Below are 12,594 nucleotides of genomic sequence, written 5' to 3'. Positions count from 1 at the left end.
AAAAAAACTGATAACAAACTGAAAATGGCAGAAATAAAACATAAAGCCGCTACACCACAATCATCGCAGGAATTTGATCTGCAGGGGTCCGTGCACAAGGCAGAGGACTTCTATCATAAGAATAAGAACGTCATCAACATTGCCCTGCTGGCAGTGGTGGTAATCGTAGGCGGCTTTTTCGCCTATAACCGTTTTATCAAAGCGCCCAATGAAAAGAAAGCCCAGGAAATGATCTTCCACGCACAGGAGGCTTTTGCGGCGGACTCTTTCAGGCTGGCCCTGAACGGCGACGGCAATAACTATGGTTACCTGCAGGTGATAGACCGTTATGGCGGCACCAAGGTAGGCAACCTGGCCAAATACAGCGCCGGCGTATGCTATGTGAAGCTGGGCGAATACCAGAAAGGTATAGACATGCTGAAATCCTTCAGCGCCGACGACAAGCTGGTGCAGGCCTATGCATACGGCCTTACCGGCGATGCTTACATGGAGCTGAACAAAATGGATGAAGGCATCGGGTTTTACAAAAAAGCCGGCCATTACAGCGATAATGAGCTGACCGCCCCGCTGTACCTGTTCCGCGCCGGGCTGGCCCTGGAAAAGGCCGGCAAACCGCAGGAAGCCATCACTATCTACAAAGAGATCAGGGAAAAATACCCCCAGACCAACGAAGGCCGTGAAATGGACAAGTACCTGGCCAGGCTGGGTGAAGTCAGGGACTAATCCGGAATTTAATTATGTCAATACATAACCAAACGTTATTAAACGATGCTGGCATTCTCCATTTAGAGGATGCCAGTGTTGTTATGATATATACCGAATGGAACGATACGGTGACCAGCGAGCTGGTGGCCGGCTGCGAGCGTGCATTGGCGCGGTATAACATATCCAGGATCAACAAGGTGCAGGTACCCGGCGCTTTTGAGCTGCCCTTTGCCTGCCGGCAGTACTGGGAGGCCACCAAAGGCACCGGCTCGCAACCTGGCGCTATTATTGCATTCGGATGCGTGGTGCGCGGCGCCACCCCGCATTTCGATTACGTATGCCAGGGCGTTACCAGCGGCATTACCCAACTGAACCTGGAGCTGCCCGTGCCTGTTATATTTGGAGTGCTGACCGTGGACAACATGGAGCAGGCGGAGGAACGCCTGGGCGGCGCGCACGGGCATAAAGGCGAGGAAGCCGCTATTACGGCGCTGAAGATGATCGCATTGCTGAGAAATTTAAAATAAGCAGTTAGCTTCGTAGCCTTTAGCGTAAATGCGTAATAGCTACGAAGCTAACCGCTGACGGCTAAAAGCTAAAAAGAATGAACGTACAGCTTTTCATACCATGTTTTGTAGACCAGCTATTCCCCGAAACCGGCTTTAATATGGTAAAGGTGCTGGAAAAGCTGGGATGCAATGTGAGCTACAACCCCCAGCAAACCTGCTGCGGACAGCCGGCCTTTAACGCCGGCTACTGGGATGAGTGCCGTTCCGTGGCCACCAAGTTCGTAAAGGATTTTCGCGCTTATGAGTACGTGGTGGCGCCCAGCGGTTCCTGTATCGGGTTTATACGCAACTATTACGGCAAGCTGTTCGATAATTCGGCGGTGCATAATGAAGTGAAGCTGCTGCGCAAGCATATGTATGAATTCACAGAGTTTCTTACCGATGTGCTGCATGTAACGGATACCGGCGCTACGCTCAACGGTGTGGGCACCTACCACGATGCCTGCGGCGCACTCCGCGAGTGCGGCATCAGGCAGGGGCCCCGGGAACTGCTGTCCAAAGTAAGAGGACTGGAGCTGCGCGAAATGAACGATTGCGAGGTATGCTGCGGCTTTGGCGGCACCTTTGCCGTGAAGTTCGAGCCCATTTCCATCGGCATGGGCGAGCAGAAAGTACTGAACGCAATAGACAGCGGGGCGGATTACCTGATCTCCACGGACCTTTCCTGCCTGATGCACCTGGACGGGTACATCCGCAAGCACGGGCATTCCATAAAGACCATGCATATTGCAGACGTGCTGGCCAGCGGCTTATAGCTAATTAAGAATTAATAATTAATAGTTAATAATCGGGGAGGCAGTGCTGCAATGAACTTACCAGGTATAAACTTTATTAATCATTAACACGTGTATTTTAACGGTACACTTGTATATCAATATTATTAATTATTAATTTTTAATTATTAATTATGTACTGGCTCGTAAAATCAGAACCTGTCAAGTATTCCTGGGACCAATTTGTAAAGGACGGGCAAACCTTCTGGGACGGGGTGCGTAATTATGCCGCCCGCAATAACCTGAAGGCCATGAAAAAGGGCGACAAGGTACTGTTCTACCACAGTAACGAGGGCCTGGAAATTGTAGGCATTGCCGAGGTGGTGAAGGAGCATTACCAGGACCCTACCACCACAGACCCTAACTGGGTAGTGGTAGACCTGAAGCCGGTAAAGCCTTTTAAACAGCCCGTTACCCTGGCGCAGGTAAAGGCAGAAAAACGCCTGGCCAACCTGCAGTTAGTAAGGCTGAGCCGCCTGTCCGTAAGCGCCGTTACCCCCGAGGAGTACAAAGTGATACTGGAAATGGGAAAAACGAAGTAATTCAAGACCGCTTCCAATAAGAAAGGTCCGCTCCAACAGGAACGGACCTTTTTCTATTGTCTAGAGTTGGCCTAATGTTTCATGAGCTTGATCGTTTTCACCGGTTTGCCGTCAGACAGGATCTGCAGCAGGTACAGGCCGGTGTTCAGTTGTTTGTTGCCCAGTTCCAGTCTTTCCAGGTACTGGCCGCTGCCGCGGATTCCCAGGTCTTTCACCATTACCAGTCTTCCATTGATATCCAGCAGTCTTACCAGCACTCTTGTATCCGGCTGTTGCTGCCGTATGTAGAGGTTGATGAAGTTGCTGAACGGGTTCGGGTACACATTTTCTACGGTAATACCATCCGTGCTTTCCTCCTTGCTGGCCGGTTGTACTACTGCTCCGCTGATAGCGCCCAGCAGGCTCACGTTACCACCGCTGCTGCGGGCCATGGTGCCGCCGCTGTATGGCAGGCTTTGCAGGTTGGAGCTGTCTTCCGGCGGGTAGGCTTTCACTACCATCGCGTTCAGGTAACCGTAGTTCAGCACGGTGTATACCGTTACTACGATCTCACCGTTGCCGTCCGGTGTCACGTCATTGATGGTCACGGTGTTCTGGGTATTGTCGTTGGCATCCAGGGTGACAACCTTGCTGCCAATGGCGTAGGCCGTGATCCTGGTACCGCCGCTGGCCCTGCTGCCCAGGAAGGTGAAGGAGTAGCGTTTGGCCTGATCCAGCCCGCTAAGCAGCATCCTGGCGGTGTCTGTTTCTGTATAGTAGGATTCTGCCAGCACCTTGTCAGGATATACGCCGGTGTTGTTACCGGTTTGCATACCTGCCGGGTTGGTGCCGGTAAAGTTGCTGGTAATGCTCAGGGATACGCTGGTGGTGCTGCCTGCGTCGTCGCGCAGGTTGTTCCAGCTCTGTCCCTCGTATGGCAGCGTGCCGGTATTGGTCCAGGGCGCATCTGCCAGGTTGGTGGTGGTGAAGTTCACATACATGCCGTAGGCCATGGTGCCGCCCGCAACAATGTTGCTGTAGCCGGAGTTGAGCACGCCTGCCACGGCTCTTACCTTGTAATAGTATACGGTATTTTCGGTAAGGCCGGTATTGGTATAGGTGGTTACATTGGCGCCTACAGTTGCGATGAGGCTATAGGTGCCTTCGCGGGCAGCAGAGCGCCATACCTGGTAGCCGGTCTCATTGTTGGATTTATCTGCCCAGTTCAGCCTGATGCTGCTCCTGGAATCAGAAACGGCTGTGAGGTTGGACGGTGCTAACGGCGTACCGTCGTCTACGTAAGATTGTATCACCAGCGCGTTCAGGTAGGCCGCAAAGGAGCCGGAAGCCTGTCTTACCGTGAATATGATATTGCCGCTGGCGTCCGGGGTGAGACCGTTGAGCTGCACGGTATTGCTGGTATTGCTGGCGGCATTGAGCGTCACGGTTTGTCCGCCGGCGCCGTAAGTAGTGTTCCGGTTGTCGGCTACCGCTTCGCGGCTGCCGAAGAATACCAGGTTGTACTTGCGGGCAGCAGACAGGCCGCTGATGCGGATACGCCTGTCGGAGTTGCTCTGGTCATAGAAGAAAGTATGCATCACGGCATCGGGATATACGCCGCTTTCGTCGCCGGTTACGGCGCCTACGTTGTTAGCCCCGCTGAAGATATCCAGTACGGTAACGCTGATGCTTGTAGCAGCGCCTGTTTCATCCTTCAGGTTCGTGATGCCCGCATTCACGTTGGGCAGTGCGTTAAAGTTGTTCCAGGGCGCACCGGCAGGTTCTACCTGGTTGCAGTTCACGTAAATGGAAGTGATATTCTTATCCGTTACCTGCACGGCAAAGGTCTGGGTGCCGGCATTGCCCTTATCGTCGGTGGCTTTCACCTCAACGGTGTACTTGCCAATGTCGCCGCTGGTGGGCGCCAGGTTGAGCGTGCCGTTGCCATTGCCATTATCCTGCAGGGTGATGAAGCCCGGCAGCCCGGTAGCGGACAGCGTGATCACATCGCCCGGTGCATCGGTGGCGGTCAGTGCAACCTGCTGGGTGGCGTCGGTCTTGATCACCACGTCGGCGATGGCGGCCAGTGCCGGGGCCTTATTGGGAATGCTGATTGAAATGGTGTCGGTGTACGGAGACGCGCCATAGCCGTTAAGGGCCCGCATGGTATAGTACCAGGTTTGTGAGCTGGCGGCGGTAGCGTCGGTATAGGCCGTATCGTTCTCTGCACCTGTATGCAGCAACGTGAATGGTCCTGCCGGTGCGGAAGCACGGTATATCTCGTAGGCGGTTTCGTTGTACGCCTGGTCGGTCCAGCTCAGCCTTACGCCGCTGCCAAGGTTGCGGGCGGCAAAGTGGCCGGGTTTGGCTGGCGCGCTGCTGTCATCCAGCGTAGCGGTGATCACCATGGCGCTGAGGTAGGCATAGAATGTGCCGGAGGTAGCTTCCATGTCAATGTTAATGCCACCCTGCGCATCGGGCCGTACATTGCTGATGGTGATCGTTTGCGTGGAGTTGTTGGTGGCGTTCAGCGTTACGGTGCTGCCGTTGATGGTATAGCCGGCAATGCGGTTGTCCGCGGAGTTGAGGCCGGCCCGGCTGCCAAAGAACGTAAAGCTGTATTTGTACTGGCTGTTCAGTCCTGTGAACCGGATGTTTTGCGGAACGGTAGTGGTCCACCAGTTGCTTCCCATCACGTTGTCGGGATATACGCCGGAGTTATTGCCGGTGTAGGCGCCAGCGTTATTGGTGTTTACGCCGCCGTTGATGTTCTGCCAGGCCGAAAGCACATTCAGGGCGATGCCGGTGCTGTTGCCGGCGTTATCCTTCAGATCCGGGAACACATCGTTCTGCACAGGACGTTTATTGGTATTGTTCCAGGGCGCGCCTGCCTGGAGAGCGCCGTCCGTAAAGTTGATATACAACGCATAATTCGGGTTCACGTCCGTTACCGTGATGGTAAAGGATTGGGTGTCAAACCCGCCCTTGCCGTCGTCTACTTTAATGGTAACCGGGTAAGTGCCGGCATCGGCATAGCCCGGCGTCAGTTGCAACTGCGCGGTATTGCCTTCCGGCGCCAGGTTGGCGAAAGCGGGCAGGCCGGTAGCGGTCCAGTTGGTAGGATCACTACCGTTGGCGTCGCTGGAGGAAAGGTTGATAATAGTAGCAGCTTTTTCTGCCAGCGTTACATTGGCGATCGGGTTCAGCGCCGGTACATAGTTATTATTCACCGTGAGGGTAAACGTTTCATTGGTCACACCGCCATGCTGGTCAGTGGCCGTAACCTGTATGTTGCTGTATACGCCCTGGTCGCCTGCGCCGGGTGAGAAAGTGAGCAGGATACCGCCGTTACCGTTGCTGGCAACGGTACCGAACGCCGGTACGTTGGATGTTGTCAGGGTCACTTCTTCTTCATCCGGGTCGGTAGCGTTGATATCGTAGCTTAATTGTGTGCCGTAGCGCATGGTCTTGTCAGACAGGCCGGTGATGGCGGGCAGTGCGTTCAGCGTGGTCACATTCACCGCATTGGTGTAGGCGCTGTTGCCGCCGTCGTTCTTCGCCCTTACGCGGTAGTAGTATACGGCGTTGGCAAACAGGCCGGAGTCTGCGTAGCTGGCCTGTGCGGCGGCATTGGCCGCCAGGGTGGCTATCAGCACGTAATTGCTGGTATTATTGGCGGAGCGGTACACTTCAAATGCGGTCTCGTTGGTGGAATTGTCATTCCATACCAGGTTGATCCCGCTGCCGGATACTGCCGTGCCGACAAGATTGGTGGGCGCCGCGGGAATTGTGGGCAGGGGCTGCGTTTTACCTGTGGCAGTGGAGCTAAATGCGGAGCTGCCATACGTGTTGATCGCTTTCAGCCGGTAGTAGTAGTTGGTATTGGCATTGAGCGAGCTGTCCGTATAGGAGGTAACGTTAGCCCCCGTCGTGGTGATGATGGAGTAAGTGCCGTTGGAGCTGGTGCTCCGGTACACTTCAAAGCCGGTCTCGTTGTTGCTCCGGTCGTTCCAGTTGATCCGCAGCTTGTTGTGGGATACTGCGGTCACGGTTACATTGTTGGGAGCAGTAGGTACGGCACCCAGGCTAATGGATTCCTGGAATGCGGAAGCGGGTATGGCCTGGCGGCTGTTAACGCCATGGGCCGTATTCTTCCAGTACAGGGTGATCCTGTCGCTGCCTGTCCCGTCAAAATAGGTCACTACGATGGGGTGCATACCTTGTGTCAGGTTGATGGTGCCTTCCCGGTAGCGTACGCCATGTACGCCATCGTTGTTCACCAGCGGAGTGGCAGCCGGGTCGTATTTGGGCGTGCCGATATATACCTTGCTGCCGTCATCAGAATAGGTTTCGAAGGTATAATTGCCGCTTACCGGTATGTTGATATAACCTTCCCATACAAAGCCGAAGTTGTCGGTTTGTGTACGGGGACTATTGCTTACGGTAGATATGATGCCTGTCTTCACCGGTGTCAGGGTATTGAAGTTGGGCAGGGTGGTCCATGAGCCGTGGTAATATTTATAGGCCAGGCCGTTGCTGACAGCGGCGGCAGATACCTGGTTGCTGGCAGGGGACTCATTGCCGCTCACATCCCTGGCTTTTACCGCAAAGGTGTACACCTGCTGGTAGGTAAGGCCGTAAGCTGCAAAGGAGGTAGTGGTGGCGGGTACGGTATAAGTCTTTTTGCCATTGATGTAGATATCGTACTTATCGATGCCTACATCATCCGTAGCGGCAGTCCAGGTCAGGAACACGGAGTTGCGGGTGGAGCCGCTTGCGGTAAGGCTGCCGGGTGCTGTAGGCGGATTGGTGTCTGCCAGGGTTGTGGCGCTGGCTTCATTGCTTACCGCGGCGGCACCGTTATTGTTCACGGCCCGTACAATGTAATAATAGGTAGTGCTGGCTGCCAGCCCATTGTCGGTAAAGGTCAGCACATCTGCATTCACCTTGCCCGTCAGGGTGTAGGGACCACCGGCTGCAGGGGCGCGGTATATTTCAAATGCGGTCTCGTTATGTAATGGCGATGGTTTATCGCTCCAGTTCAGTCTTATCTGTGTTTTGGATATGCCGGTGCCCAGCAGGCTGCTGGCCGCGTCAGGTGCGGGTGTGCCTGCGGCGTTCACTACGGCGAAGGCCTGGGACAAGCTGCTGGAGCAGCCATACAGTTCCCTTACCAGGGCCACGTAGTTGCCGGCTGTCCGCGCAGTAAAGGTGCGCTCAGTGCCCAGGGTGTCGGAGCTGCCGGACCGCAGCCACCTGTAGGCGGCGTAACCTTCCGGCAATGACAGCACCACGCTGTCTTTTCCTTCGGGCGTAGGCAGCACATTGCTTTGTAGGCCTTCCATTTGTATGTTGGGCGTAACGGTAGGCGCTTTCTCTTTGATCACCACCGGGATGGGGGACCAGGGCGACCAGCGGCTACCGCTACGGATGCGGGCATCGTAGGTACCAAAGCTGGTTACCGCCAGGGTATTGCTGTTGGCGCCGGATATTACCGTCCCGTTCTTCCGCCATTCATAAGCGTCAAACCCTGCGGTCAGCCCCAGGGTGGCATTAACCGGCTCACCGGGGCAGAACTCTGTCCTGCCGAACAGGGGCCAGGGATTGGCCTTGTGCGCCCGCGACATGAAGGGGAAGTAATCCGCTTCATTCCATACGGTGTTCCAGATACCGTGCCCGCTGGTGGGATATACCTTGAGCTTGTAGTTAGCGCCTGCGGCCTGGGCAGAGGCTTCTATGCTCTGTGCCACGGCAGGGGCAGGGTTCTTGTCCACGCCGCCCTGGAAATGCCACAGGGGCATGTACTTCCAGGTCTGTATATAATCATCATAGGTATAAAGGGCGGCGCTGATGGGGGTGGCAGCCGCCGTAAGTTTGGGATAGCGGATCAGGAAATCCCAGGTAGCCGCACCGCCGCCGGAAAGCCCTTCCACCATTACGCGGAAAGGGTCCACATTGAGCTGCGGCACGAAAAAGTTGTTGATCAGCTCATTAATGTAATCATATTGGGTATTACCGAAATAGAGGTACTGGACCTGGGGGTACAGCAGGAAACCGTCAAAAGCGCCGGATTCCACCGCATTCATGTGTTTCTGCCCTCCGTGGTACAGTTGGTACTCATTGTCGTAAATGCTGCCGTCCTCACCGATGCCGTGGAAAAAGACAATGATCGGATACTTTTTGCTGGTATCCGCGGGGTTGAAGTTCTTGGGGTATTTCAGCCTGAACTGCATGCCCTTATAAACGTAGCATTTATAAAGATCGCTGTTCCAGGAAACCCGTACCGTCCTTACCCACTTGCCGATGGAGCCCCATGCCGGCTGGGAAGGAGGGTTGGAAGGATTGTAGGTCACCACCGGATCGTTGGGATCCAGTACGCCTTGTGACCATGCAGGCTGCGTGCAAACCAGCAGCAGCAGCAGTAAACGGAGGTAGAGTTTGATCATATATGATGATTGAGTATCCGGTAATCAAAAAAGTTTACCAGGCTCTTTCATGGGATATGATGGTTAAAATGTTGAAAATGTAAAAACGTGGCTTTATCGAAGGAGATGGTCAGAAAAGATATGAATTGTCCCTACACAAATATGCTGCAATTTATTTATTTACCCCATTCCTTTTTCCAAAAACTTGGTAAATCACGTAAAATAGCTGGTAAACCGTCGAAATTGCCCTATAAACGTAAATCAGCAGCCTACCAGGTATTTACTTTTGCCACCCAGTACCCGGCGCGCCAGTTGCAGGGTCCATACGGAAAGGAGCATCACGATCACCAGGCATACGGTCCAGTACAGCATATTGCCCGGTATCTGCTCATGGAACACCTTTTGGTATGCGCCTCTCAGGAACAGCACGAAGAAATAATGCACAAAGTAGATGCCGAAGCTTAGCACGGCCAGCACGTCGATGAACCGGGGCATATATTTTTCCAGTCTCCACAACCAGTAGATATAGAAGCAGCAAAAGAGCATTTTGTGCGTATAATCCAGGGGATCATAAAAGCGCTGGTCCGCGAAATAGTTCAGCGCCAGTACGGCCAGGGGCAGGAGCGTAACCAGCGCGGCGTATTTCCGGGCAAATGCCAGGTACTGCTCCTTGTAGCGGCTCATGAACATGCCGAATACATATACCGAGAGGAAATGCACGGCCATGGTAAGGGTGTCGCTCAGGGTGCTGCGCTGTACCACCAGGGAGAGAACGATCAGCGGTATCAGCACATAATATAATACCGGTTTGCGGTCGATATATAATAATACCGGCGCGATCAGGTAATACAGCGCAATCATGGGAATGAACCATAACTGCTGCAGGTGGGCCCCATGCAGCAGGTAATAGCCAGCTTGCTCCCAGGCCGGCCAGCTCCCGAAATCCGGGTGGTCTTCCAGGGTGAAACCATTGATGTCCTGGGTCACTACGCGGTAAACGATCACCGGCAGCGAGAGCAGGAGGTAAGGGCAGATCACGTTCTGGAATTTCTTTTTCAGGTAATCCCCGTATTCAAATTTGGCAGAGAGGTGCTGGAACAGGTACCCGGCTATGAACAGGAACAGGATGGTGGAGTTCTGGAAAATAAGGTCCAGCACCCGGTGGGCTACGGAACCCGCCGGCCAGTTCAGCAGGATATGCGCGCCCACCACATAGATAATGGCTACACCACGGAAATTATGGATGTAGCCGATGAATTTTTTCTGCGTTTTGGCCGTGCCTGCCACCGGTGGTGCGGCTGCGGATACTGTTGCTGTCGTAAGGGGTACTTGTTTTTCCATACCTGTTATATTTTACGTTTGGCTTTTTCCCAGGCGGCGGACTGACTCCCGGTCAGGTACCGGTAAAATCCCTGGTACACCGCTATGTTCATGAACAAAAAATAAAAAGGGATATAGAACAGGCTGATCCGAATGTTCCGCTCCGCCAGGCGGTAGCCGATACAGGCCGCAAGGTAGCCCAGCAGTTGCAGGGCCAGGCAGGTATAGAACAGCCAGCCGCCCACGTATACCACCAGCACAATATTGGTGACCAGCAGCAGCAGCAGGCTCAGGGGACTGAGGGTCCAGCGCAGCACCCGGTGGGATATGTACTGGAAAGACACCACCGGGAACCGGAAAAAGTTCAGCAACCCCCGCAGCAGTACGATAGACTGGAAGCCGCCGGCGCTGATGCGGATCTTGCGCTTATGCTCCTCTGTAATGGACGCGGAGGGCGCCTCCATGGCATAGGCATCCGGGGCATAGGCTATCCGGTATCCTTTCAGGTTGATGCGCAGGGAGATCACAAAGTCGTCCAGTATCACGTCTTCCTCCACGGGCTGGAAGAGGGCGGTGCGGATGGAAAAAAGCTCGCCGGCGGCGCCCACCACGGAGTATAGTTCGGCATCCAGCTTTTTCAGGAAGGACTCATACTTCCAGTAAATGCCTTCCGTGGCCGCCGCGCCCTCATCCCCGTTGCTGATCACTTTCTTTTCGCCCGCCACGCCGCCTACGGTAGCATCCGCGTAGTGCTGCACAATATTGCGCACGGCCGCTGCATTCAGCAGGGTATTGGCGTCGCAGAAGATCACGTAGGGGGTCTGCACATGGGCCATGGCCCTGTTGAGCGCTGCCGTTTTGCCGCTGCGTTGTTCCGAATGCAGCAGTTGGATGGCGGGGTAGCGGCGGATGATGTTGGGTGTATCGTCCGTGGAGCCGTCGGTAATGAACAGCAGGCGCAGTTTTTCCGGCGGGTAGTCCAGCGCCAGGGTATTGGCTATCTTGTCCGCTATCACCGCTTCTTCATTATAGGCGGCCACCACCAGGGTCACTTCTGGCTCGCAGGGTGCCGGGGGAGGCGTATTGCCTGCCAGCCGCCGCTTGATCTTTACCAGCAGCAGCAAGAGCATCCCGTATCCTACATAATTGTAGAAGAGAATAAAAAAGCTGGCCAGGAACAGTATGTAGATGATGGTCATATTGGAACAGTGATAATTAAGAATTAATAATTAATTATTAACTAACGTGTTGTGCTATTAAAAAGGCAAGTTGTATTTTAACAATAAATATATGTAGCTCAATGAAATAAAAAATGTTGTGCAATCGTCCTGGTAAGTAACCACACAAACCAGAACGATAGATGCACAACATCCGCACGAATTTCAGGAAATTCTACAGCATTTGCAAAGAGCTCTTTGAAAAAGAAGTAAATAGTCGGAACAATTTTCAATTCTATCCAGTTGCACCCAAGATGAACGATTTACAGATCGTTGCACTTTCTTGTTGTATGGAAGCCCTGGGCATTGATTCCGAAAATTTACTCTGGAGTAAGTTGAAGACCGATTATGCTGACCAGTTTCCCCACCTGATTGATCGAAGCCGTTTTAACCGTCGTCGCAGACGTCTGACAGCGGTTATCGAACGTGTACAAGGCCATGTAGGACAGCATTTGGAACATCTGAGTCAGACAATGATCGTGGACAGTATCCCGGTTCCTGTAATAAAGATGGTAAGGGAAAAGTCCTTCCGATCCTTTAAACAGGATTTTGAAACCGCACCGGCTAAAGCTTACAGTGCCATAAACAGAAGTTGGTATATTGGCTACAAATTACATCTGATCATCTATGATAACGGTGTTATTCAGCAGGCCGGTATCACCAAAGCCAATATCCATGATATCAACTTCCTGAAGGATCTGGATGCTTTACCTGAACAGAAAGTAATGTTAGGTGATCGTGCCTATATCTCTAAAACGGTTCAAATGGATTTGTTTGATCATTACCAGGTTAAGTTAAACGTTCCTTTTCGAGTCAATCAGCATAACTACAGAAAGTATCCCAAGAAGAACCGGTCGAAACGACAGATGGTAGAAACGGTATTTGCACAGTTATGTGATCAATTCCATTTGCGAAGAAACTACGCTAAATCATTTACAGGATTAGCTGCCAGGTTGACTTCCAAGCTATCGGCAACCTCCTTACTCCAGTTTATCAATTTTAAAAATGGTCTCAAAATTTCAAAGATCAAACACACTTTATGTTTTTAATAGCACAACACGTTA

General features: G+C 53.1%; 8 protein-coding genes. 5 read left to right on the top strand and 3 right to left on the bottom strand.

Annotated elements, in window-relative coordinates; all coding sequences use genetic code 11:
• Window positions 1–24 precede the first annotated feature (24 nt).
• The 4 genes from LX66_RS24505 (at window position 25) to LX66_RS24490 (ending at window position 2,589) form a co-directional block, all read left to right on the top strand.
• The gene (locus tag LX66_RS24505) at window positions 25–723 is read left to right on the top strand and encodes a tetratricopeptide repeat protein (protein ID WP_145718413.1); all 699 of its coding nucleotides are present in this window, start codon (window positions 25–27) and stop codon (window positions 721–723) included.
• Between the two features lie 83 nt (window positions 724–806).
• Window positions 807–1,232: a 6,7-dimethyl-8-ribityllumazine synthase gene (gene ribH, locus LX66_RS24500; protein WP_244620503.1), complete on the top strand. Its 426-nt coding sequence runs from the start codon at window positions 807–809 to the stop codon at window positions 1,230–1,232.
• Window positions 1,233–1,309: 77 nt separating this feature from the next.
• A complete protein-coding gene (locus tag LX66_RS24495) occupies window positions 1,310–2,029 on the top strand; it encodes a (Fe-S)-binding protein (RefSeq protein WP_145718409.1) in 720 nt (239 codons plus the stop codon).
• 152 nt (window positions 2,030–2,181) lie between these two features.
• The gene (locus tag LX66_RS24490) at window positions 2,182–2,589 is read left to right on the top strand and encodes an EVE domain-containing protein (protein ID WP_244620502.1); all 408 of its coding nucleotides are present in this window, start codon (window positions 2,182–2,184) and stop codon (window positions 2,587–2,589) included.
• A 71-nt stretch (window positions 2,590–2,660) separates the two neighbouring features.
• Here LX66_RS24490 and LX66_RS24485 read toward each other — a convergent pair whose 3' ends face one another.
• From LX66_RS24485 to LX66_RS24475, 3 genes are all read right to left on the bottom strand, one after another.
• Window positions 2,661–9,014 carry a fibronectin type III domain-containing protein gene (locus LX66_RS24485; protein ID WP_145718406.1) on the bottom strand — a complete coding sequence of 2,118 codons (6,354 nt, stop codon included), beginning with the start codon at window positions 9,012–9,014 and terminating at the stop codon, window positions 2,661–2,663.
• Between the two features lie 240 nt (window positions 9,015–9,254).
• A complete protein-coding gene (locus LX66_RS24480; protein ID WP_145718404.1) occupies window positions 9,255–10,334 on the bottom strand; it encodes an acyltransferase family protein in 1,080 nt (359 codons plus the stop codon).
• A 5-nt stretch (window positions 10,335–10,339) separates the two neighbouring features.
• Entirely contained in the window at window positions 10,340–11,512 is a 1,173-nt protein-coding gene (locus LX66_RS24475) for a glycosyltransferase family 2 protein (RefSeq protein ID WP_145718402.1), read from the bottom strand.
• Between the two features lie 161 nt (window positions 11,513–11,673).
• Between LX66_RS24475 and LX66_RS24470 the strand changes: the two genes are divergently transcribed.
• Window positions 11,674–12,579 carry an IS982 family transposase gene (locus tag LX66_RS24470; protein WP_145715802.1) on the top strand — a complete coding sequence of 302 codons (906 nt, stop codon included), beginning with the start codon at window positions 11,674–11,676 and terminating at the stop codon, window positions 12,577–12,579.
• Window positions 12,580–12,594: the final 15 nt, after the last annotated feature.

The sequence above is a fragment of the Chitinophaga japonensis genome (genome assembly GCF_007830125.1).
Lineage (GTDB): Bacteria > Bacteroidota > Bacteroidia > Chitinophagales > Chitinophagaceae > Chitinophaga > Chitinophaga japonensis.
Note: the sequence above shows the minus strand (reverse complement) of the source record. Positions and strands in the feature narration are given on the sequence as shown.